Annotated in this window: 20 protein-coding genes and 1 pseudogene; 14 read left to right on the top strand and 7 right to left on the bottom strand. The window is 74.2% G+C overall.

Annotated elements, in window-relative coordinates:
- Positions 1 to 8 precede the first annotated feature (8 nt).
- The 3 genes and pseudogenes from WBK50_RS35460 to WBK50_RS29185 all read left to right on the top strand — a co-directional run.
- A pseudogene (locus WBK50_RS35460) lies at positions 9 to 497 on the top strand (ATP-binding cassette domain-containing protein); the annotation flags it as partial.
- A 39-nt stretch (positions 498 to 536) separates the two neighbouring features.
- A complete protein-coding gene (locus WBK50_RS35455; protein WP_445942406.1) occupies positions 537 to 1,109 on the top strand; it encodes a TOBE domain-containing protein in 573 nt (190 codons plus the stop codon).
- Positions 1,110 to 1,236: 127 nt separating this feature from the next.
- Positions 1,237 to 2,466 carry a S8 family peptidase gene (locus tag WBK50_RS29185; protein ID WP_341338639.1) on the top strand — a complete coding sequence of 410 codons (1,230 nt, stop codon included), beginning with the start codon at positions 1,237 to 1,239 and terminating at the stop codon, positions 2,464 to 2,466.
- Between the two features lie 121 nt (positions 2,467 to 2,587).
- Here the strand turns inward: WBK50_RS29185 and serS are convergent, their stop codons facing one another.
- Positions 2,588 to 3,853: a serine--tRNA ligase gene (gene serS / locus WBK50_RS29180; protein WP_341338638.1), complete on the bottom strand. Its 1,266-nt coding sequence runs from the start codon at positions 3,851 to 3,853 to the stop codon at positions 2,588 to 2,590.
- An 87-nt stretch (positions 3,854 to 3,940) separates the two neighbouring features.
- Here serS and WBK50_RS29175 point away from each other — a divergent pair, with 87 nt between their 5' ends.
- Both WBK50_RS29175 and WBK50_RS29170 read left to right on the top strand, forming a co-directional pair.
- Positions 3,941 to 5,638, top strand: coding sequence for an AMP-binding protein (locus WBK50_RS29175; protein WP_341338637.1), 1,698 nt, complete (start codon positions 3,941 to 3,943; stop codon positions 5,636 to 5,638).
- Positions 5,639 to 5,839: 201 nt separating this feature from the next.
- Positions 5,840 to 6,226, top strand: a complete 387-nt coding sequence (locus WBK50_RS29170) for a cold-shock protein (RefSeq protein WP_341338636.1) — start codon at positions 5,840 to 5,842, stop codon at positions 6,224 to 6,226.
- 99 nt (positions 6,227 to 6,325) lie between these two features.
- Here the strand turns inward: WBK50_RS29170 and WBK50_RS29165 are convergent, their stop codons facing one another.
- The 3 genes from WBK50_RS29165 to WBK50_RS29155 form a co-directional block, all read right to left on the bottom strand.
- Complete coding sequence (locus WBK50_RS29165; RefSeq protein WP_341338635.1) at positions 6,326 to 6,829, bottom strand: DUF2771 family protein; 504 nt, start codon at positions 6,827 to 6,829, stop codon at positions 6,326 to 6,328.
- A gap of 16 nt (positions 6,830 to 6,845) precedes the next feature.
- Entirely contained in the window at positions 6,846 to 8,666 is a 1,821-nt protein-coding gene (locus WBK50_RS29160) for an MFS transporter (protein ID WP_341338634.1), read from the bottom strand.
- A gap of 89 nt (positions 8,667 to 8,755) precedes the next feature.
- Positions 8,756 to 9,532: a glutaminyl-peptide cyclotransferase gene (locus tag WBK50_RS29155; protein ID WP_341338633.1), complete on the bottom strand. Its 777-nt coding sequence runs from the start codon at positions 9,530 to 9,532 to the stop codon at positions 8,756 to 8,758.
- 74 nt (positions 9,533 to 9,606) lie between these two features.
- Here WBK50_RS29155 and WBK50_RS29150 point away from each other — a divergent pair, with 74 nt between their 5' ends.
- From WBK50_RS29150 to WBK50_RS29135, 4 genes are read left to right on the top strand one after another with little or no spacing between them, the layout of a single operon-like run.
- Positions 9,607 to 10,395: a DUF3027 domain-containing protein gene (locus WBK50_RS29150; RefSeq protein ID WP_341338632.1), complete on the top strand. Its 789-nt coding sequence runs from the start codon at positions 9,607 to 9,609 to the stop codon at positions 10,393 to 10,395.
- On the top strand, positions 10,281 to 13,289 hold the full coding sequence (locus tag WBK50_RS29145) for a sacsin N-terminal ATP-binding-like domain-containing protein (protein ID WP_341338631.1): 3,009 nt from the start codon (positions 10,281 to 10,283) through the stop codon (positions 13,287 to 13,289). Before WBK50_RS29150 ends, WBK50_RS29145 begins: the two co-directional genes overlap by 115 nt.
- Before the next feature lie 42 nt (positions 13,290 to 13,331).
- Positions 13,332 to 14,636 (top strand): D-inositol-3-phosphate glycosyltransferase, encoded by a 1,305-nt coding sequence (mshA, locus tag WBK50_RS29140; protein ID WP_341339543.1) that lies wholly within the window; start codon positions 13,332 to 13,334, stop codon positions 14,634 to 14,636.
- A gap of 13 nt (positions 14,637 to 14,649) precedes the next feature.
- A complete protein-coding gene (locus WBK50_RS29135) occupies positions 14,650 to 15,135 on the top strand; it encodes a YbjN domain-containing protein (protein WP_341338630.1) in 486 nt (161 codons plus the stop codon).
- A 144-nt stretch (positions 15,136 to 15,279) separates the two neighbouring features.
- On the opposite strand, the gene WBK50_RS29130 is transcribed toward WBK50_RS29135, so the two are convergent.
- Positions 15,280 to 15,618, bottom strand: coding sequence for a YnfA family protein (locus WBK50_RS29130; RefSeq protein ID WP_341339542.1), 339 nt, complete (start codon positions 15,616 to 15,618; stop codon positions 15,280 to 15,282).
- A 53-nt stretch (positions 15,619 to 15,671) separates the two neighbouring features.
- On the opposite strand from WBK50_RS29130, the gene WBK50_RS29125 reads away from it, so the two are divergent.
- Complete coding sequence (locus WBK50_RS29125; protein ID WP_341338629.1) at positions 15,672 to 16,439, top strand: GntR family transcriptional regulator; 768 nt, start codon at positions 15,672 to 15,674, stop codon at positions 16,437 to 16,439.
- Positions 16,440 to 16,456: 17 nt separating this feature from the next.
- Here WBK50_RS29125 and WBK50_RS29120 read toward each other — a convergent pair whose 3' ends face one another.
- Together WBK50_RS29120 and WBK50_RS29115 are read right to left on the bottom strand one after the other, a co-directional pair.
- Positions 16,457 to 17,365 carry a sensor histidine kinase gene (locus WBK50_RS29120; protein WP_341338628.1) on the bottom strand — a complete coding sequence of 303 codons (909 nt, stop codon included), beginning with the start codon at positions 17,363 to 17,365 and terminating at the stop codon, positions 16,457 to 16,459.
- 226 nt (positions 17,366 to 17,591) lie between these two features.
- Complete coding sequence (locus WBK50_RS29115; RefSeq protein WP_341338627.1) at positions 17,592 to 18,101, bottom strand: VOC family protein; 510 nt, start codon at positions 18,099 to 18,101, stop codon at positions 17,592 to 17,594.
- A gap of 142 nt (positions 18,102 to 18,243) precedes the next feature.
- Between WBK50_RS29115 and WBK50_RS29110 the strand changes: the two genes are divergently transcribed.
- From WBK50_RS29110 to WBK50_RS29095, 4 genes are all read left to right on the top strand, one after another.
- Complete coding sequence (locus WBK50_RS29110) at positions 18,244 to 18,684, top strand: MarR family winged helix-turn-helix transcriptional regulator (RefSeq protein ID WP_341338626.1); 441 nt, start codon at positions 18,244 to 18,246, stop codon at positions 18,682 to 18,684.
- Between the two features lie 69 nt (positions 18,685 to 18,753).
- Positions 18,754 to 19,488 carry a phosphoglyceromutase gene (locus WBK50_RS29105; protein WP_341338625.1) on the top strand — a complete coding sequence of 245 codons (735 nt, stop codon included), beginning with the start codon at positions 18,754 to 18,756 and terminating at the stop codon, positions 19,486 to 19,488.
- 141 nt (positions 19,489 to 19,629) lie between these two features.
- Complete coding sequence (locus WBK50_RS29100) at positions 19,630 to 20,832, top strand: sensor histidine kinase (protein ID WP_341338624.1); 1,203 nt, start codon at positions 19,630 to 19,632, stop codon at positions 20,830 to 20,832.
- Entirely contained in the window at positions 20,829 to 21,518 is a 690-nt protein-coding gene (locus WBK50_RS29095; RefSeq protein ID WP_297491900.1) for a response regulator transcription factor, read from the top strand. The genes WBK50_RS29100 and WBK50_RS29095 overlap by 4 nt, the downstream gene beginning before the upstream one ends.
- The last annotated feature ends 233 nt before the right edge of the window (positions 21,519 to 21,751 follow it).

The following is a 21,751-nucleotide window of genomic DNA, read 5'->3' as shown; positions in this document are numbered from 1 at the left end:
GGAGGGCGATGAGCCTCGATGCCCGCTTCCGGCTGGACCGGCCCTCCTTCTCCCTGGACGTCGACGTGTCCGCCGCGCCCGGTGAGGTGCTCGCCGTGCTGGGCCCGAACGGCGCCGGGAAGTCGACGCTGCTCGGCGTGCTGTCCGGGCTGCTGCGCCCGGACTCGGGGACGGTGCGGGTCGGGGACCGGGTGGTCACCGACGTCGAGGACGGGGTGTTCGTGCCCGCACACCGGCGCGGCGTCGGCCTGCTCGCGCAACAGGCCATGCTGTTCCCGCACCTCACGGCCGTCGGGAACGTGGCGTTCGGGCCGCGCGCCCAGGGCGTGCCGCGGCGGGCCGCCGAGGCACGGGCGCGGGAGCTGCTCGCGGACGTCCTGCTCGGAGCGGCCGATTCCCTCGCCGAGCGCAAGCCCGCGCAGATGTCCGGCGGCCAGCAGCAGCGCGTCGCCCTGGCCCGGGCGCTCGCCCCCGGCCCCGGGCTCCTGCTGCTCGACGAGCCGCTGGCCGCCCTGGACGTCGACGCGGCGCCGGCCATGCGCTCGCTGCTGCGCCGGATGATCCGGGACGGCAAGCAGACCGCCGTGCTGGTCACCCACTCCGCCCTCGACGCGCTCGTGCTCGCGGACCGGGTGGTCGTGCTGGCCGCCGGCCGCGTCGTCGAGCGCGGCCCGACCCGGGACGTCCTGGCCCGTCCGCGCAGCGCGTTCACCGCCCGGATCGCGGGGCTGGACCTGGTGCCGGGCGTGCGGGAGGGGGACGGCCTGCGGACCGTGGACGGCACCCTCGTCTCCGGGCTGGCGGGTGGTGAGAGCGCGGCCGGGGACAGCGTCGTCGCGGTGTTCCCGCCGTCCGCCGTCTCGGTCTTCACCGACGAGCCCCACGGCAGCCCACGCAACGTCGTGCCGGTCCGGCTGGCCGCGGTCGAGCCGCACGGGGACGTCGTCCGGCTGCGCGCGGTCCCCCGGCCGGGTGGTCCCGACTGGGTGGAAGGGCTCGCCGCGGACGTCACGCCCGCCGCGGTGGCGGATCTCGCCGTCGAACCTGGCGCCGACCTGTGGTTCTCCGTGAAGGCGACGGAGGTCGAGATCCACCTGGCGACGAGTTGAGGGTCGCGCAGCGTGCCGGCCGTGGGGCTGCTGGTGGACGGAAAGTGATCACATGGGCCACATGGGCCACCTGGACCCCGATCGTGTCCTTTCTTCTCCCGAGTGCCTCCCCGTAACGTCGCGCACCGTGACAAGGCTGCTGAAGCGGAGCGCCCTCGGGGTGATCGCGACCCAGGTGATCGCGGCCCTCGTGCTGTCCGGGACCGCGAACGCGTCGGACACCGCGTCCGTCGCCCCGGTGTCCGGGCGATCGCAGGCGACGCCCGCGGACGCGCTGGCGCCGCAGCTGCCCGGGACCGCGTCGGACTACGTGGTGCTCGCGCAGGACGTGCAGGAGGCGGCCGCCGCCGCCCGGGCCGTCGGCGCGCAGGTCACGCACAACTACCTGAGGGCCTTCGCCGGGTTCGCCGCCCCGCTGACCCCGCTGCAGCTCGCGCAGCTCCGCGCTCGGCCCGGCATCCTCGGCCTCGAGCAGGACCGGCGGATCGACCCGCTCGAGCCCCGCGCGGTCACCCCGGAGGGGATCCAGGACAACCCGGTCAACTGGGGCCTGGACCGCATCGACCAGCAGAACCTCCCGCTCGACGGGCACTACACGACCAAGGCGACCGGCGCGGGCGTCACCGTCTACGTGCTGGACACCGGGGTCGACGTGACGCATCCCGAGTTCGGCGGCCGCGCGCGGATCGGCACCAACACGATCGACGACAACCCCGCGGACTGCGACGGGCACGGCACGGTCGTCGCCGGGATCGCCGCGTCGACGGACTACGGGGTGGCGAAGGACGCGCAGGTCCGCTCGGTGAAGGTGCTCGACTGCAACGGCGCCGGGACGCTGTCCTCGCTGCTCGCGGGGATCGACTGGGTGCTGCAGAACCACGCGGGCGGCCCTGCCGTCGCCGTCATGTCCTGGAGCTACGGACCGTCGGAGACGCTGCTCTCCGCCGTCACCGAGCTCGTCGACTCGGGGGTGTTCGTCGCCTCGTCGGCGGGCAACTCCGGCGCCGACGACTGCACGGTCGCCCCGCGCGCCGCGCCGGGGGTCCTGGTGGTCGCGAACTCGACCATCGACGACACGCGCAACACCACCTCGAGCACCGGCCGCTGCGTCGGCCTCTACGCCCCGGGCACCCGGATCATCTCGACCACGCCGAACGGCCGGACGGCGTCGTACACGGGCACGTCGATGGCGGCGCCGTTCGCGGCCGGGGTCGGGGCGCTCTACAAGCAGGCCCACGGGGACGCCCCGAGCGCGACCGTCAAGCAGTGGATCCTGGCCCACGCCACCCGGGGCGTGATCCAGGGCGGCGAGACGGGTGGGACCCCGAACCTCCTCCTCAACACCGGTGGCCTGTAGCGCCGCCTCCGGCGGAATGCACGAACGGCACTCTCACTCATACCGCGCTGGTCGACGCGGAGGGCCGGACGGTCGTGCGCGGAAATCGTCGCCAGGGCAACGGTTTCCGCGCACGGGCGCGTCAGCGCAGTTCGCTGAAGCCCGTGTAGGGGACCAGGGCCTCGGGGATCTTCACCGAACCGTCCGGCTGCTGGCCCTGCTCCAGGATCGCGACCAGGGTGCGGCCGATCGGCAGACCCGAGCCGTTGAGGGTGGCCGCGAACCCGCGGGTGCCGTCCTTGCTCTTCGTGCGGATCCCCGCGCGGCGGGCCTGGAAGGTGCCGAAGTCCGAGATCGAGGAGATCTCCCGGTACCGGTTCTGGCTGGGCAGCCACACCTCGATGTCGTACGTGGCCTCCGCGGAGAAGCCGATGTCCCCGGCCGCGAGCCGCACCACGCGGTACGCGAGCCCGAGCTCCTGCATGACGGCCTCGGCGTGCCCGAGCAGCACCTCGAGCTCCGCCCGCGACCGCTCCGGCTCCACGAACCGGACGAGCTCGACCTTCGAGAACTCGTGCACCCGGATCAGCCCGCGGGTGTCCCGGCCGTACGAGCCGGCCTCCGAGCGGAAGCACGGCGTGTGCGCGGTGTAGGCCAGCGGGAGGTCCTCGGTCGCGAGGGTCTCCTTGGCGTGCAGGTTCGTGAGCGGGACCTCGGCGGTGGGGATGAGGAACAGCTCGCGGTCCGCGACCTCGGTGCGGAACAGGTCCTGCTCGAACTTCGGCAGCTGCCCCGTCCCGGTCATCGTGGCCCGGGTGACCAGCGCCGGCACCGACCACTCGGTGTACCCGTGGCGGTCGGTGTGCACGTCGAGCAGGAACCGCGCGATGGCCCGCTCGAGCGCCGCGCCCTTGCCCTTGAGCACCGCGAACCGCGGACCCGAGAGCTTGGTGGCGCGCTGCAGGTCCATGATCCCGAGCTTCTCGCCCAGGTCCACGTGGTCCAGCGCGGTGAAGTCGAAGTGCTGCGGCCGGCCCCAGGTGCGGACCTGCTCGGCGTCCTCGTCGCTCGCGCCGTCGGGCAGCTCGTCCGCCGGCAGGTTCGGGATGCCGAGCAGCAGCTCCTGCAGCTCGGCGTCGAGGACCTTCTGCTCCTCGTCCGCGAGCGTGATCGTCGCCTTCATCTCCCGGGCCCGTTCGACGAGCGCGGGGCGTTCCTCGGGCGACGCGCCCTTCACCGCCGACGCCAGCCGCTTGGACTCCGCCCGGGACTCGTCGCCGCGCTGGATAGCGGCGTTGCGCCCGCTCAGCAGCTTCTCGAGCGCGGCGGTGTCGAGGTGGAAGCCGCGGCGCGCAAGCTTGCGCACCGCGTCGGTCGCGGGGTCCAGCAGGACGCGGGGGTCGTGCATCAGACGAGGGTATCGCCCGCGCCCAGCTCCATTCCGCGGAGTACTCCCCGTAGGGAGGTGGCGCACCGCCGTCCGGGGCAGCAGGATATGGCGACGATCACGCCCCCGACGACCGAGGAGATCAACGTCGTGACCTCGCCCGCGGTGCCTTCCTACGCCTCCGGAACCTCCGACGTGCCCCTGCTGGGTGACACCATCGGCGACAACTTCGACCGGACCGTCGCCGGTGACCCGGAGCGCGAGGCGGTGGTCGAGGTCGCCACCGGGCGCCGCTGGACCTACGCGGAGCTGAAGCGGGACGTGGACGCGCTGGCGCTCGGTCTGCTCGACGCCGGGGTGGAGAAGGGCGACCGGGTCGGCATCTGGGCGCCGAACATGGCGGAGTGGACGCTGACCCAGTACGCGACCGCGAAGATCGGCGCCGTCCTGGTCAACATCAATCCCGCCTACCGCACCCACGAGCTGGAGTACGTGCTCAAGCAGGCCGGGATCTCGCTGCTGGTCTCCGCGCGTGAGTTCAAGACGTCGGACTACGCGGGGATGATCTCCGAGGTCCGCGGGAACTGCCCCGACCTGCGCAGCGTCGTCCTGATCGGCTCACCCGAGTGGGACGCGCTGCTGGAGACCGGCCGCGGAGGCTCGGCCGAGCTGCTGGCGCAGATGCAGGGTGCGCTGAGCCCGGACGAGCCGATCAACATCCAGTACACGTCCGGCACCACCGGCTTCCCCAAGGGCGCGACGCTGTCGCACCACAACATCCTCAACAACGGCTACTTCGTCGGCCGGATCTCCGGTTACACGCCCGAGGACCGGGTCTGCATCCCGGTGCCCTTCTACCACTGCTTCGGCATGGTGATGGGCAACCTCGCGTGCACGTCGAACGGGGCGACGATGGTCATCCCCGCGCCGGGCTTCGACCCGAAGGCGACCCTCGACGCCGTCGCGAAGGAGCGGTGCACCTCGCTCTACGGGGTGCCCACGATGTTCATCGCCGAGCTCAACCACCCGGACTTCGAGTCCTACGACCTCGCCAGCCTGCGGACCGGGATCATGGCCGGCTCGCCGTGCCCGGTCGAGGTGATGAAGCAGGTCGTCTCGCGGATGGGGATGGAGGAGGTCACCATCTGCTACGGCATGACGGAGACCTCGCCGGTGTCGATGCAGACCCGCGCGGACGACTCCCTCGAGCTGCGCGTGTCGACGGTCGGCCGGGTGCACCCGCACCTCGAGATCAAGATCGTCGACCCGGACACCGGCCTGACGATGCCCCGGGGCGAGCCGGGCGAGCTGTGCACCCGCGGCTACTCGGTGATGCTCGGCTACTGGGACGAGCCGGAGAAGACGGCCGAGGCCATCGACGCGGCGCGCTGGATGCACACCGGCGACCTGGGCGTCATGGACGCCGACGGCTACGTCAACATCACCGGCCGGATCAAGGACATGGTCATCCGTGGCGGCGAGAACGTGTACCCGCGCGAGATCGAGGAGTTCCTCTACACGCACCCGGACATCGTCGACGCGCAGGTCGTCGGGGTCCCGGACGCCAAGTACGGCGAGGAGCTCTGCGCCTGGGTGCAGCTGCGCGAGGGCGTCGCCGACCTGACGGCGGAGGCCGTGCGCGAGTTCGCCACCGGCAAGCTCGCCCACTACAAGATCCCGCGCTACGTGCTCGTCGTCGACGACTTCCCGATGACCGTCACCGGCAAGGTCCGCAAGGTCGAGATGCGGGAGAAGTCCGTCGGGCTGCTGGACCTCGGCGAGGCCGCCCTGATCAAGAACGCCTGAATCCGCGCCCAACCCGGCGTCCGAACGCCGGTGCGCGCGGGCTTGTCCGCGACTAGTGTTGGAGGACAGCGCGTCCCGGTGTCGCTCGGCGAGCCCACCAGTTGTGTGCCGCCGGCAGGAGTCTCGGGGCGCGTTTGTCGTGCCGTGCGCGTCGAGCGGCGCACGACTGCGAGGTGTCGATCGAGGACGGGTGAGAAGCAGGTGCCGACCGGCAGGGTCAAGTGGTACGACGCCGAGAAGGGCTTCGGGTTCCTCGCCCAGGACGGTGGCGAGGACGTCTACGTCCGCAAGGCCTCGCTCCCGGCGGGGGTCGAGGCGCTCAAGGCGGGACAGCGCGTGGAGTTCGGGATGGCCGAGGGCAGGCGCGGCCCGCAGGCGCTGTCCGTGCGCCTGGTCGAGGCGCCGCCGTCCGTCGTGGAGGCCAAGCGCCGGCCGGCCGAGGAGCTGCACGGCCTGATCGAGGACATGATCAAGCTCCTCGACGCCCGCGTGCAGCCCGACCTGCGCCGGGGCCGCTACCCGGACCGCAAGACGGCGAAGCTGGCCGCGGAGGTCGTCCGCGCGGTCGCGCGCGACCTCGACGGCTGAGCCCCGTCCGCGCACAGGTTCGCGCGTCGGCGCACAGGTTGGAACGTGTGCGCCGACCGCGGAACCCGTATGCGAACGGTCAGGCGGCGGTGTGCCGGCTCAGGGGGTGGTGCTGGGCGGCGCGGCGCCGTCCGCGACCAGCACCCACGTTCCGCGGGTCGGGAAGTTGACCTCGCCGGTGGCCGGGTCGATGCCCGGGGCGGCCCCGAGGAGCTGGACCTGGGCGGTGACCAGGGTGTCCGCCGGGTCCGGCAGGGCCAGCGTGTAGTCCTGCTGCGCGTTCGGCGTGAAGATCGGGCTCCGACCGTCCGTGCGGGTGCCGTCCGGGGCGGTGTAGGAGAACACGACGCTCCACGGCGCCGCCGAGACCTCCTTCGGCACGGCCACCTTCACCTCGGTGCCCGCCGGGATCGGCAGCGCGACCTGCGCGGACTGGTCGTCCGAGCAGTTCTCCATCCTCATGTCGCAGAACTGGGTGGGACCGACGGTGCGGTCCGTGCCGCCGACCGTCCACGTCACCTCGGGGCTTTCCGACGCGCCGCAGCCGGCGAGCAGGAGGGCGGTTCCGGCGGTGAGGAGCGCGGCGACGACACGACGGGGCACAGGCCCAGCGTACGGATCAGCCCGGAACCCGGGACGGATCGGGCGCCGGCGCGGCCCGCACCCCCAGCCCGGGGACGAGCGTGCGGTTCTTCAGCAGCATGAACGTCTGGATCCCGATGACGCCGACCACGCACGCCACCACGCAGAACCCGATCCAGAACGTGCTGTGCGGCAGCAGGACCCCCAGCGCGCCGCCGAACACCCAGGCGATCTGCAGGACGGTCTCCGAGCGGCCGAACGCCGACGCGCGGGACGCCTCGGGCAGGTCCCGCTGGATCACGGCGTCGAGGCAGACCTTGGCGAGCGCGCTGGACGTCGCGCCGACGAGGCCGACGATCGCGGCCGTGAGGATGCCCGGGAACACCGCCGCCACCACGGCAGACGCGCACGCCGCCGTGATGCAGCACAGCACCACGGCCTCGGCGTGGCCGAACGACGCCCGCGAGCCCACGCCGTTGCCGAGGAACGAGCCGAGGCCCGCCGCCGCGCCGATGATGCCGATCAGGAAGAGCTGCTGCTTCGGATCCGACGCCGTCTGCTCCTTGACGACGAACGCGACGAACAGGGTCAGGAAGCCGGTGAGCACCCGGACGGCGCTGTTGCCCCACAGCGCGATCAGCACGGACCGGCCGATCGGCTGCCGCTTCGCACGCCGGGTGCTCCGCAGCTGGGCCGGGATCTCCCCGGACGTCGTCTCCACCCAGCGCGGGATCCGCAGGCAGAGCCACGTCCCGACGACGCACAGCGCGGCCGTGTAGTAGAGCGCGGCGGGCGACCCGAACATGCCCGCGACCCCGGCCGCGATGCCGCCGAACACCCCGCCCGCGGCCAGCCCGAACGTCGTCAACCGCGAGTTCGTGGTGGCCAGGGTGATCCGTTCCGGCAGCACGCGCGGGGTGACCGCGGCCTTGAGCACCACGAACGACTTGCTCAGCACCATCGTGCCGAGCGCGGCCGGGTAGAGGATCCAGTTGTCGTAGTTCAGCGCCATGACGACGGCGAGCACGGCACGCCCGGCGAACGACACGGCCAGCGCGGCGCGGCGCCCGCGCTGCAGCTTGTCCAGCAACGGCCCGATCACCGGCGCGACGACGGCGAACGGCGCGGCCGTGATCGCCAGGTAGAGGGCGACGTTGGTCTTGCTCTCGGCGCTCGCGGCCGCGAAGAACAGGGTGTTCGCCAGCGCGACGGCCACCGCGGCGTCGACGGCGTAGCTCATCATCGTCGCGTAGGTGAGCGCGGTGAGCCCCGAGCGGTCCGCGCCGTCGGCCGTCGCGGCGCGGTGGAACGTGTCCACGACCCGCCCGGTGAGCTGGCGGCCGCGCATCGCGGCGACGCGGGTGACGGTCAGCTTCCTCGGGACCCTCGGCTCGCCCCGGGTACGCGGCGGCTCCGGGGGTGCCTCAGGAAGCTCCTCCGGCGTCTCCTCCACGGGCGGCGGCCCGGCTGCGGACCAGCCGGCGTCCGCCCGGGGGTCGTCCGGGCCCAGGTTCGTCCGCCACGTCTCGACGCGGTCGGTGCGCCGGTCCTCCGAGGACGGAGGCGCGGGGGTCGCGGGCTGGACGCGGCGGTACTCGGCCGGGTCGTAGTCCGGGTCGTCGTGCCAGGGGTAGCGGCGGCGGATCGTCGGTTCCCGGTTCACCGGCGGCGTGTCGGGCGGCTCCGGCCGGGGCGGAGCCGGAGCGGGCTCCTGCCCGGTCGGGCGGGGCTCCTGCGCCGACGGGGCCGGCCCGGGATCCGGGGCGGCCGGGCCACCCGTCCCGGTCGCGCCGTCGACCGTCACCCAGCGCCTGCGGCCACGGCCCGGCCGCCTGCCGGAGGAGGAGGACCGCGCCATGGGCTCATTCTGCCCCGGCGAACCCGATCACGAGGCGTGTCCCGCCGCCATGTCCGGGTCACATCGCCGACCGGTCCGCGGGCACCGGATCAGGACGGCAGGCGCACCCGGAACATGCTCGGCCAGTACTTCCCGGTGATCAGGTACTCGTCCCCGGAGAGGTGCGCGATGCCGTTGAGCACGTCCGTGCCCGCGCGCTGGTCCGCGGTCAGCAGCCCGGACGCGTCGACGACCCGGTCCACGGCCCCCGTCGCCGGGTCGATCCGGACGATCCGCTCGGTGCGCCAGACGTTGGCCCAGACCCGGCCGCCGACGCACTCGAGCTCGTTGATCTCCGGGAGCGGGCGCCCGTCGAGGGTGACGTCCACGGTGCCCGTCTCGGCGAACGTCACCGGGTCGTGGAAGTGCAGGGTCGGCGTGCCGTCGGAGCGGACCAGCCGCGTGCCGTCCCCGCACAGGCCCCAGCCCTCGGTACCGATCGGAACCTCCCGCAGCACGGTCAGCGACGCCCGGTCCCACTCCAGCGCGACGCCGTCCTTGTAGGTGAGCTGCCAGATCCGGTCCCCGACGACCGTCACCCCCTCGCCGAAGTACCCGCCCGGCAGAGGTGCCGCGCGCCGGACGGCCCCGGTGGCCGGATCGAGTTCCCGCAGCTCGGAGAGGTTCGCCAGGCCCGTCCCCTCGTAGAGCGAGCCGCCGGAGAGCTCGAGTCCCTCGGTGAACGCCGTGCGGTCGTGCGGGACGGTGCCGAGGACCGCCGGGCGCTGCGCGGGGACGGCGTCCGCCGGCGCGGCGGCCGCCCCGCAGCCCGCCACGGTCGCGACGACCAGCACGAGCACGGCGGAGACGGGCCGGAAAGGACGCACCCGGGAGATGGTGCCGCACCACCGCGGGGCGGACCCGGTCGGGCGCGCGCTGGACGGGTGGCACAATCGAGCACGTGAGCGCCGTGACGTCCCCCGACCAGCAGCGCCTTCTCGTGGAGGCGGTGGAGCAGGCCCGTGCCGCCGCCGTCGAGGAGGCGGCCGCCGAGGTCGGCCGGAACGCGGCCCCCGGCGTCGTCGGACAGCACCTCGAGGCCCGGCCGGAAGGCGTCTCGGCGCTGACCCACTACTTCGCCTCCGAGCTGCCCGGCTACCGCGGCTGGCGCTGGTCGGTGACCATGGCGTCTGCCGGCGAGGACGAGCCGGTGACGGTCAGCGAGGTCGTGCTGGTCCCCGGCGACGACGCCCTGGTCGGCCCCTCCTGGGTGCCCTGGCAGGAGCGCGTCCGCCCGGGTGACCTCGGCGTCGGCGACCTGTTGCCGCCCGCCCCGGACGACACCCGGCTCGTGCCCGCCTACCTCGCCTCGGACGACCCGGCGGTGGAGGAGGTCGCGGTGGAGGTCGGCCTCGGCCGCACCCGCGTGCTGAGCCGCGAGGGCCGCCTCGACGCCGCCGAGCGCTGGCACGCCGGCCCGCACGGCCCGTCCGCGGACATGGCCCGCTCGGCCCCCGCCGTGTGCGGCACCTGCGCGTTCTTCCTCCCGCTGGCCGGATCGCTGCGCGCCGGGTTCGGCGTCTGCGGCAACGAGTACGCGCCCGCGGACGGCAGCGTCGTCTCCGTCGAGTTCGGGTGCGGCGCGCACTCGGACGTCGTCGTCGAGCAGGGCTCGCCGGTGCACGTCGCCGAGCTCGTCTACGACGACGGCGTGGACATGGAGTCCGTTCCCGAGTCGCAGATCTCCTGAGCACCGTCCTGAGCGCGCCCGATCCCTTCTCGACGGCCGCGCTCCGCGACGCCGTCCTCGCGGCCTGGGCCGCCTCGCCCACCCGCTTCCGCGAGGACGCGAACGCCGAGGAGGACCTGCTGCTCGGCGGCTACGCGGAGGCGTGGTTCGTCGAGCTCGCGCAGAACGCCGCGGACGCCGCCCGCGCCGCCGGTCGTCCCGGTCGGCTCCGGGTCTCGCTGGCCGGCGGCGAGCTGCGCGTCGCCAACACCGGTGCGCCCCTCGACGCGGCCGGGGTCGCGGCCCTCGCCTCGCTCCGCGCCTCCGCCAAGCGGGACGACCACGGCTCCGTCGGACGCTTCGGCGTCGGGTTCGCGGCGGTCGTCCCGGTGTCCCCCGAGCCCCGGATCGTCGCGGCGGCCGGACGCGGGGTGCGGTTCTCGGCCGTCCGGACCGCCGAGGAGGTCGTCGCGCTGCCCGGCCCCGCGGCCGAGCTGGCCCGCCGCGCCGGGCAGCTCCCGGTGCTGCGGCTGGTCTGGCCGGTCGACGCGGACGAGCCGGCCCCGCCGGACGGCTACGACACCGAGGTCCGGCTCCCGCTGCGTCCCGGGACCGACGGCGAGGCCCTGCTCGCCGAGGCCCGCGCGGCGGCCCCGGACCTGCTGCTCGCGCTGCCGGACCTGGCCGAGATCGCCGTCGGCGAGACCGTGCTCGTGCGGACGGACGACGGGGACGTCGCGACCGTCGGGGGCCGGCGGTGGCGGCTCGCCCGCCGCTCCGGGGCTCTGGACGAGGCCACCGCCGACACCGCCGTCGAGCAGCGCGAACGCCGCTCCTGGTCCGTCTGCTGGGCCCTTCCGCTCGACGGCCCGCTGCCCGCCGGCGAGGTGCTGCACGCCCCGACGGCCAGCGGTGAGCGGCTGACCCTGCCCGCCCGGCTGATCGCGACTCTGCCCCTGGAACCGGACCGCCGCCGCGTCCGCCCCGGCCCGCTCACGGACGCCCTCGTCCGGGAGGCCGCCGCGGCCTACCTCGACCTCGTCGAGTCCGTCCCGCCCGCCGAGCGCACCGCGCTCGTCCCGGAGCCCGGGTTCCCGGCCTCCCCGCTCGACGGCCTGCTCCGCGAGGCCCTGCTCGACGTGCTGCGGGACGGCGCGTGGCTGCCCGGGGCGGCCGGCCCGGCGCTCGCGCCCCGGCGGGCCGAGTGGCTGGACGTCCCCGGCGCCGAGGGGCTGCCCGCGCTGCTCGCCGCCGCCGATCCGGCGTTCGAGCGGCTGGTCGACGTCCCGGAATCCGGGTTGGGCGCGCTGCAGGAGCTGGGGGTCACCCGCGTCCCGGCAGCCGAGCTGACCGAGCGGCTGCTGCGCGTCGAGCGGCCGGACACCTGGTGGCGCGACCTCTACGCCGCCCTGGAGCCGGCCGCGGAGACCGTTCCGGGGCTGGCCGAGGAGCTGCGGGCGTTGCCCGTGCCGCTCGCCGACGGGCGGCTGGCGGCCGGGGCCGCGTCGGTTCTCCTGGCCGAGCCGGACGCGGACCGCGCGGTCCGGGCGGTCGCGGAGCTGGGTCTGCCGGGCCTGCACGTGGCCGCGCCCGAGGCCGTCCACCCGTTGCTGGCCCGCCTCGGCGCCGGCGCCGCCGACCCGGCGTCGCTGCTGGAGCACCCGGCGTTGCAGGACGCCGTCGACCGCTCCCTCGACGACGCGGACGCCGGGCTGGACCCGGAACCGCTGGCCGCGGCGGTCCTCGGCCTGCTCGGCGCGACCGGTGACCGCGTCGCCGGGGTGGGGGCCCTCGCCCTGCCGGACTCCGAGGGGAACCCGTCCCGCGCCGACGAGCTGATGCTCCCGGACGCGGCCCTGGCACCGCTGCTCGATCCGGATGCGCCGGTCGGGGTCCTGGACGGGCGGTGGGCTGCGCGGTTCCCGCGGGCGGCGCTCGTCGCAGCCGGGGTGCTGGACGGGTTCGCCGTGGTCGTCGACGAGGAGCCGGTCGGGCCGGACCACGAGCTGCACGACGAGGACCTGTGGTGGGACTCCCTCGAGAGCGGGCCCGCCCGGGTCGTCGCGGTCCGGGACCTCGACCTCGTCGCGGACGACGCCTGGCCGGCCGCGCTGCGGCTGCTCGCCGCGGAGCCGGACACCCGGGCCGCGGTGCTGCTCAGCGGTGGCTACACGGGCTGGTGGCTCGCCCGCAACGCCCTGCTCGGGGGCCGGCTGCCGGCGTACTGGCGACTGCCCTCGGCGTCCGCGCTCGCCGGGTTCCACGACCCGGTCCCGGACACCGGGGTCGACGAGACGCTGCTCGCCGCGATCGGGGTGCGCGCCGGGCTCGTCGTCCGCTCGACCGACGACGCCGCGGACCTGCTCGCCCGGCTCGGCGACCCCGCCCGCACCCCGGACGCGGGGCTCGCCCTGGCCGCACACGCCGCGCTGGCGGAGGCGCTCGTCGAGGGGCTGGTGGACGTCGACCGGCTCGAGCTGCCGGAACGCGCCCGCTCGCTCGCCGGCGGCGTCGTGGCGGTCGACGACGCGGTCGTCCTCGACGCCCCGTGGACCGCGGCCGTGCTGCCCGCGGGCGAGCTGGTGGGCGGCGGGGACCCGGCCGCGCTCGCCGAGCTGCTCGACCTCCCGCTCTCCTCCGACGTCGTGGCGGCGGAGGTCGTGGGGGAGGGCGAGCCGGTCGCGTGGTCCGCGCTGCCCGAGGTCCTCGTGGTGTGCCACACACTCGGCGTCGACGTGCCGGCCGGTGAGCTGCGCCGGCACGACGATCTGCGGATACGGCTGCGGCGGCCCGAACAGGGGGTCCGCAGCGTCCCGGCCTGGCCCGATGCCGGTGGACGGTGGCACGCCGCCGATCCCGTACGGGCGTTGCTGGCCTCGCTGGCCGATCACGGTGCGGACCCCACGGATGGGTGACGCGACGGCCTGCATGCTAGGAACGAGTACGTGAGAGATCCGTTGGGCCACCGACGTCCCGGCAACCGGCCCGGCCGGGTGGCCGTGCTGTCCGTGCACACCTCGCCGTTGGAGCAGCCCGGCACCGGCGACGCCGGCGGGATGAACGTCTACATCGTCGAGACGGCCGTCCGGATGGCCCGCCGCGGTGTGCCCGTCGAGATCTTCACCCGCGCCACGTCGTCGGAGCAGCCACCCGTCGCGGAGCTCGCGCCCGGTGTCCTCGTCCGGCACGTCGCCGCCGGCCCGTTCGAGGGGCTCGGCAAGCAGGACCTGCCCAGCCAGCTCTGCGCCTTCACCGCGGGCGTGCTGCGCGCCGAGGCCCGGCAGGAGCCGGGCTGGTACGGCGTCGTGCACTCGCACTACTGGCTCTCCGGCCAGGTCGGCTGGCTCGCCCGGGACCGCTGGGGCGTGCCGCTCGTGCACAGCGCGCACACCCTCGCCCGGGTCAAGAACGCCGCGCTGGCCGAGGGGGACACCCCGGAGCCGATGGTCCGGGTGATCGGCGAGGACCAGGTCGTGGCCGAGGCGGACCGGCTGGTCGCCAACACCGAGGCCGAGGCCCGCCAGCTCGTCGAGCTGTGCGGCGCGGACCCGCTGCGCACCGTCGCCGTCCCGCCGGGTGTGGACCTCGACCGCTTCCAGCCCGGTGACCGGCTGGCCTCGCGCGCCGCGCTCGGGCTCGCGCCGGACGCCGTCGTGCTCGCCTTCGTCGGCCGGATCCAGCCGCTCAAGGCCCCGGACGTGCTGCTCCGCGCGGCCGCCGAGCTGTTGCACCGCGATCCGTCGCTGCGCGATCGGCTCGTCGTGCTGATCGTGGGCGGCCCGTCGGGCAGCGGGCTCACCGAGCCGACGTCGCTGCACCGCCTCGCGGACAGCCTCGGCATCACCGACGTCATGCGGTTCCTGCCGCCGCAGGGCGAGGGGCTCGCGGACGTCTACCGGGCGGCGGACGTCGTCGCGGTCCCGAGCCACAACGAGTCCTTCGGGCTGGTCGCGCTGGAGGCGCAGGCCTGCGGGACGCCGGTCGTCGCGGCGCGGGTCGGCGGGCTGCCGGTCGCGGTCGCCGACGGCCGCTCGGGGTTGCTGGTCCCCGGGCACGGTTCCGGTCAGTGGGCCGACGCGCTGGCCCGGGTCGCCCTGGCGCCCCGCCGGCGGGACGAGCTGGCGCTCGGCGCTGTCGTCCACGCGCGGGAGTTCTCCTGGGACCGCACGACCGACGCGCTCCTGGACACCTACGCCGGCGCGGCGGACGAGTTCACGGCCCGGATGCGGCGGAGCGCGCTCGCGGGGATCGTCGACGCATGATCGGAGAACCGCGGTGACCGACCAGCAGGACCCCGACGCGACGATCGGCGCCGCGCTGGCGGAGCTGGACGTCGAGCACACCCGGCAGGAGGCCGGGCAGTACCTCGTCCAGCTGCCGGGCACGAACCGCCTGCAGACGCCGACCTGGCTGCTCGTGCGGGACCGGACCCTGTTCGTGCAGGCCTTCGTCTGCCGGCAGCCGGACGAGAACCACGAGGGCGTCTACCGCTTCATGCTGCAGCGCAATGCCCGCCTCTACGGGGTGCACTACGCGTTGGACCGGGTCGGGGACATCCACCTGCTGGGTCGGATCCCGCTGCACGCCGTGGACGCCGAGGAGCTGGACCGGGTGCTCGGCCAGGTCCTGGAGGCAGCGGACGGGGACTTCAACACGTTCCTCGAGCTGGGCTTCGCCTCTTCGATCCGCCGGGAGTACGCGTGGCGGACGGAGCGCGGGGAGTCCCTGGCGAACCTGAAGGCGTTCGAGCACCTCTTCTAGTTCTAGCCGTGCGCGTTTCTCGTTGCCAGGGCGACGATTTCCGCGCACGACCAACGGAGTCGCCCACCGGGTTCCTCGGGCGGCGGGTCGTGCGGAACCGCCGGGCCCGCGCGGCCGCCTCCGCCGCGACCCGAGCTGAGCCGGTCAGGCCGCCCGGGGCCCGTACATGATCACGCCGACGCCGAGCAGGCAGATCGCGGCGCCAACGACGTCGAACCGGTCCGGCCGGAACCCGTCGACCGCCATCGCCCACGCCAGCGAACCGGCGACGAACACCCCGCCGTACGCGGCCAGGATCCGGCCGAAGTTCGCGTCCGGCTGCAGGGTCGCGACGAAGCCGTAGATTCCCAGGGCGACGACGCCGGCGCCCATCCACAGCAGGCCCCGGTGCTCGCGGACGCCCTGCCAGACGAGCCACGCGCCGCCGATCTCCGCGACCGCGGCGAGCACGAAGAGGGCGATCGAGCGGAGGACCGTCACGATCCGGGGAGGGTAGCCGGATAGGCTCTCCCGGCACGTCGAGGAAGGGGTGGCGGATGCCGGCCGGCACGTTGGTCCGCAACGGGGCGGCTCCGTTGTGGGCGCAGCTGCTCGCGGACCTGCGCACCCGGCTCGACGCCCACGAGTTCGACGCCGCGTTCCCCGGCGAGTTGGCCCTCGTCGCCGAGTACGGGGTCAGCCGGCACACCGTGCGCGAGGCGCTGCGCCGGCTGCGGGACGAGGGCGTGGTCGTCGCCGGGCGGGGCCGCGCGCCCCGGCTGGCCGCGCCGATGGAGATCGAGCAGCAGCTCGGCGCGATCTACAGCCTGTTCTCCGCGGTCGAGGGCACGGGCCGCGTGCAGCGCAGCGTCGTGCACACCCTGGACGTCCGCGCGGACGGGGTGGTCGCCGCGCGGCTCGGCCGGGAGGAGTCCACGCCGCTCGTCCATCTCGAACGCCTGCGCCTTGCGGACGGCGAGCCGCTGGCCGTCGACCGGGTGTGGCTGCCGGAGGACCTGGCGGCCGCGCTGCTCGACGTCGACTTCACCCACACCGGCCTCTACGACGAGCTGGCGCGGCTCTGCGGGATCCGCGTCGCGGGCGGCCGGGAGAACATCCGCGCGGTGATCCCGACGGAGGAGGAGCGGCGGCTGCTGGGCATCGGGCCCGGGGTCGCGGCGCTCGCCATCGAACGCCTGGGCAGCTCGGGCGGGGTGCCCGTCGAGTGGCGGCACACGCTCGTCCGCGGGGACCGGTTCACCCTCACCGCGCAGTTCTCCGCGCGGGACGGCTACCAGATGGAGCTCGGCCCGAACAGGCCCTAGCCGTCCGGCCTGTGCACCTACACCCGGACGTGGATCCGCACGTCCGTTCCCTCCGGGTGCCGGTGGATCCGGACGAGGTCCGCCAGCCGGTTGACCAGCCACAACCCGTGGTCCTCGTGTCCGCGGCCGGGATGGCGGCGCCCGGCGAGGACGTCCGGGATCCGGCCGCTGTCCTGCAGCTCCACCCGGACCTCGCCCTCGGCGACCCAGGCCAGGAGCACCCCGCAGCCGCCCGAGTGGACGATCGTGTTGACCGCGAGCTCCTGCACGATGCGGCGCAGGTCCGAGATCCGCTCCGACGCCATCCCGGCCTGCTCGGCGATCTCGTGGACCCGGTGCCGGGCGCCGCGCGGGCCGGTCAGGGTGCTGAGCACGACCAGGTCCGCGTCGTCGGGCGGCGGAGGCAGCGGCCGGTCGAACGAGCGCGCCGTGACGACCGGGTCCACGTACCCCGGGCTGGTCCAGCGGCTCGTGCCGTCGCTGATGTCCGGATGTGTCCGCAGCGCGTCCTCCAGCACCGGCTCGCTCAGCCGGGTGCTGTCGTACGGGCAGATCACGTGCACCAGGGTGTCCGCCAGGGCGACATTGATCAGCGCCTCGTGCTCCGCGCAGGCCGGGTACTCCTCGTCCGAACGACCGGCCCAGATCGGCTCCCCGACGATCCGGACCCTCCGTCCCGCGTGCTCCTCGGCGAACGCCCGCAGCACCGTGCCGATGATGCGGCCGGGATTGCGGCCGGCCACCGCCATGTCCGCGAGCCGGACCCGCCGGGCGTCGCCGCCGAGGCCGTCGCGGACCAGCTCCAGGTTGCGGCCCGGGACGGCGACGAGAACTGGCTCGTCCCGACGCAACCCGCCGTGGACGAAGTCCAGGAGCCCGCCGAGGTAGCTCGCGTCGTCGGCATAGAACAGGCCGTCATGGCGCAACCCCCCATCCGGTAAGGGATCGGCGGTTGGCAGTGCGGCAGGTGACATACGGGACCCCCATCTCCTGGTCAAGTTGGAGCTGAGGCTAGCTGGGCATGTCCGGGGAGGTCCCGCCGTCGCCTCGGCCGCGCGACGGGTGGTCGCTCGCGGGATACGAGCGGCGACCCGTGTCGGCCGTCCGGCCGATGCCGCCTGCCCTGTGCGGCTCGCCGCACCACGGCAGCTCTCAGGGCGCGACGGGCACCGACACCCCGATGCCGCCGGCGGTCTCGGCCCCGTAGCGGGCGATCTCCGCTTCGAGGTCGAGCGGGGCGGTGCGCATGACGGTGTCCGGGGACAGCAGGTCCGCCGGCACCAGCCAGCTCACCTCGAACTCCAGGCCGTCCGGGTCCTGGGCGTAGAGGGCCTTCGTGCTGCCGTGGTCCGACGCCCCGACGAGCGCGCCGTTCGCCCGGAGCACGCCGGCGATCCGGGCGAGCTCGGCGAGCGTGTCCACCTCCCAGGCCAGGTGGTAGAGCCCGACTGCGCCGCGCCCGGCCGTGGAGGCGCCGGCCTCCCCGCCGATCGCGAACAGGCCGAGGTCGTGGTCGTTCGTGGAGCCCTCCGCCTGCAGGAACGCAGCCCGGCCCGGGAGTGCCGTCTTCACCCGGAACCCGAGCGCCTCTGTGTAGAACGCCACGCTCCGGTCGACGTCGCGGACGTAGAGGACGGCGTGGTTGAGGCGCTGGACGGGCATGGATGCTCCTCGCTCTTTGAAACTTCAACAGTGACGCTACGCGCAGAAGAATGAATGTTCAAGCAGACTGTCGTAGGCTCACGGCCATGGACGGGGGACGCGCTGGCTCACCGCCGAGGAGCGCGCGGCATGGCTCGCCTTCGTGGCGGCGACGACCCTGCTCGACGGCGCGCTGGACCGCCAGCTGCAACGCGAGGCCGGGATGCCGCTGGCGTACTACCAGATCCTGGCGATGCTCTCCGAGGTACCGGGCCGGACGCTGCGGATGAGCGAGCTCGCGGACATCACCCAGAGCTCGCAGAGCCGGATCAGCCACGCCGTGGCCCGGCTCGAGCGGCAGGGCTGGGTGCTGCGCCGCCCCTGCCCGGACGACCGGCGCAGCACCTTCGCCGAGCTCACGCCGGCGGGTGTGGCCGCGCTGACCGCGGCTGCGCCCGGGCACGTGCGCAGCGTCCGGGAGAACCTGTTCGACGTGCTGAGCGCCGAGCAGGTCGGTCAGCTCGCCGCGATCTGCCGCGCGATGCTCGGCCCGCTCACCGCCGATCCGGACGCCCCGCCCGTCCCCGGCGCCTGTGCGGACTGACCCTCCGCACGCCTGATCCTCCTCACGTCCGCACCGCTGGAGCGGGCTCCGGCTGGCAAGCTGTCGGCCATGCCGACACTCGTGCTACTACGCCACGGACAGAGCGACTGGAACGTCAGGAACCTGTTCACCGGATGGGTCGACGTGCCCCTGTCGGAGGTCGGCGAGGCCGAGGCCGTCCGCGGGGGTGAGCTGATGAAGGAGGCCGGGCTGCTCCCGGACGTCCTGCACACCTCGCTGCTGCGCCGCGCGATCAACACCGCGAACCTCGCCCTCGACGCGGCCGACCGGCACTGGATCCCCGTCCGGCGCGACTGGCGGCTCAACGAGCGGCACTACGGCGCGCTGCAGGGCAAGGACAAGAAGCAGATCCGCGAGGAGTTCGGCGAGGAGCAGTTCATGACCTGGCGCCGCTCCTACGACGTGCCGCCGCCGCCGATCGAGAAGGGCTCGGAGTGGTCCCAGGACGGCGACCCGCGCTACGCCGGCATCGAGGCCCCGCTCACCGAGTGCCTCGCGGACGTCGTCGCGCGCATGCTGCCGTACTGGGACGAGGCCATCGTGCCCGACCTGCGGGCGGGGAGGACGGTGCTGGTCGCGGCGCACGGAAACTCCCTGCGGGCCCTGGTCGAGGAGCTCGACGGGATATCCGACGAGGACATCGCCGGCCTCAACATCCCCACCGGCATCCCGCTGCGCTACGAGCTCGACGACGACCTGAAGCCCACGACGCCGGGCGGGGTCTACCTGGACCCGGCCGCCGCGGAGGAGGCCATCAAGGGCGTGGCGAACCAGGGCCGCTGACCCCGTCCCGGCGCGCATCCCCCGGCTGGGTGAACGCGGGGTGAACGAGGACGGAACTCTGCCGTTCCGGGGCGTCAGCAGGGTCACCTTGGGGCCCGTGGAGCTGGGTTCGGGCTGGTCGGGCTGCCTACGATGCCGCATGTGACCGTGCTGGCGTCCGTGCTGGTGGCCGTCGCCGCCCTCCTCGTCGGGGGTGGGGCCGGTCTCCTGCTCGGCCTGCGTTCCCGGTCCCGCGCGGGAGGGACGTCCCGCCCGCGCGACCGGCGGGACGTCCCCACCCTCGCGGAGCTGCTGCAGCGGGTGTTCCGCTCCGCCGGCGGCGGGACGGCCGTGTTCGCCCCGAGCGGGGACGTCGTCCTGGCCAACGCCCGCGCGACCGAGCTCGGCGTGGTCCGGGACGGGCGCCCGGACCCGCGGGCCTGGGCCGCCTGCCAGCAGGTGCTCGCCGACGGCTCGCCCTGCGAGGTGGATCTCTCGCCACTGGAGTACCGCGCGCGCCGGCCCACGGCCGTCGTCGCCACGGTGCGGCCGCTGGGGGACGGGTTCACCGTCGTCGAGGCGGCGGACACCTCCGAGGTCGTGCGGCTCGAGGCCACCCGGCGGGACTTCGTCGCGAACGTGTCGCACGAGCTCAAGACGCCGGTCGGTGCCGTCGGGCTGCTGGCCGAGGCGGTGCTCGACGCCGCGGACGACCCCGTCGAGGTCCACCGCTTCGCCAGCAAGATCCTGCGCGAGTCGACCCGGCTCGGCTCCCTCGTCACCGAGCTGATCGCGCTCTCCCGACTGACCGGCGCGGAGAAGCTGCCCGAGCTGGCCGCCGTCGACGTCGACGACGTCGTGGAGGAGTCCCTCGCCCGGGCCCGGCTCTCCGCCGAGGCCGCGGGCATCGAGATCACCGTCGACGACCCGGCCGGCCTCAAGGTCGACGGGGACCGGACGCTGCTGGTCACCGCCCTGGTCAACCTCGTCGAGAACGCCATCGCGTACTCGCCGCCCGAGGCCTCGGTCTCGGTCACCCGGCGGCTCGCGGGCGCCTGGATCGAGATCGCGGTGACCGACCGCGGCATCGGGATCGCCCCCGAGCACCAGGAACGCGTCTTCGAGCGCTTCTTCCGCGTCGACCCCGCACGCTCGCGGGCGACCGGCGGAACCGGGCTCGGCCTGGCCATCGTCAAGCACGTGCTCGCCAACCACGGTGGCGAGGTGCGGCTGTGGAGCAGGCCCGGGACCGGGTCCACCTTCACCATGCGGCTGCCCGTCCGCGGCGCCGACGTCCCGGAGACCGACACTCCGGGACTCCCCGATCCGGCGGCGGACGCCGGCAGAGCTGGAGGATCGACATGACCAGGGTGCTGATCGTCGAGGACGAGGAGTCCTTCGCGGACCCGCTCGCCTTCCTGCTGCGGAAGGAGGGCTTCACCACCGCCGTCGCGATCACCGGACAGCAGGCGCTGGAGGAGTTCGACCGCAACGGCGCGGACATCGTGCTGCTCGACCTCATGCTCCCCGGCATGAGCGGCACGGACGTCTGCAAGGCGCTGCGCACGCGCTCCGCCGTCCCGGTGATCATGGTGACGGCGCGGGACAGCGAGATCGACAAGGTGGTGGGCCTCGAGCTGGGCGCCGACGACTACGTCACCAAGCCCTACTCGGCCCGCGAGCTCATCGCGCGCGTCCGGGCGGTCCTGCGTCGCGGCGGTGACGGCGCAGGCGAGCCCGAGAGCGGCGGCGCGGTGCTCGAGGCGGGCCCGGTGCGGATGGACGTCGACCGGCACGTCGTGAGCGTCGGCGGGGCGGAGGTGGCGCTGCCGCTCAAGGAGTTCGACCTCCTGGAGTACCTGCTCCGCAACGCCGGCCGGGTGCTCACCCGTGGCCAGCTGATCGACCGGGTCTGGGGGGCGGACTACGTCGGGGACACCAAGACCCTCGACGTGCACGTCAAGCGGCTGCGGGCGAAGGTCGAGACGGACCCGTCGGTGCCGAAGCACCTGGTCACGGTCCGGGGCCTGGGCTACAAGTTCGAGACCTGAGATGTGGCTCGCGGGCTGACCATGCCGCGTCGATGATCTTCCGCGTGCGGTCCCCGGAGTCCGGCACGAGATGTCCGTAGACCTCGAGAGCCATGGTGGCGTCGTCGTGGCCGAGGAGGGGAAGGTCGATCCCTCCGGCGACGAACCGGGGCAGCGGAGGGAGCGCTTCGACCGGGGCGTCTTCGTCTCGATCCGAGCGCGCGCGTGCGCTCGTCGAGCCGGTGTTCCACGCG

This window comes from Pseudonocardia sp. T1-2H (assembly GCF_038039215.1).
Taxonomy (GTDB): domain Bacteria; phylum Actinomycetota; class Actinomycetes; order Mycobacteriales; family Pseudonocardiaceae; genus Pseudonocardia.
The sequence above is the reverse complement of the archived record's forward strand: the minus strand, read 5'-3'. Positions and strand labels throughout refer to the sequence as shown.

What these genes read in the sequence shown, in the direction of transcription:
- WBK50_RS35455 (WP_445942406.1), top strand. Translation starts at nt 537, where the DNA reads ATGCGCTCGCTGCTGCGCCGGATGATCCGGGACGGCAAGCAGACCGCC.
- serS (WP_341338638.1), bottom strand. Translation starts at nt 3,853, where the DNA reads ATGCACGACCCCCGCGTCCTGCTGGACCCCGCGACCGACGCGGTGCGC.
- WBK50_RS29175 (WP_341338637.1), top strand. Translation starts at nt 3,941, where the DNA reads ATGGCGACGATCACGCCCCCGACGACCGAGGAGATCAACGTCGTGACC.
- WBK50_RS29160 (WP_341338634.1), bottom strand. Translation starts at nt 8,666, where the DNA reads ATGGCGCGGTCCTCCTCCTCCGGCAGGCGGCCGGGCCGTGGCCGCAGG.
- WBK50_RS29125 (WP_341338629.1), top strand. Translation starts at nt 15,672, where the DNA reads ATGCCGGCCGGCACGTTGGTCCGCAACGGGGCGGCTCCGTTGTGGGCG.
- WBK50_RS29115 (WP_341338627.1), bottom strand. Translation starts at nt 18,101, where the DNA reads ATGCCCGTCCAGCGCCTCAACCACGCCGTCCTCTACGTCCGCGACGTC.
- WBK50_RS29105 (WP_341338625.1), top strand. Translation starts at nt 18,754, where the DNA reads ATGCCGACACTCGTGCTACTACGCCACGGACAGAGCGACTGGAACGTC.
- WBK50_RS29095 (WP_297491900.1), top strand. Translation starts at nt 20,829, where the DNA reads ATGACCAGGGTGCTGATCGTCGAGGACGAGGAGTCCTTCGCGGACCCG.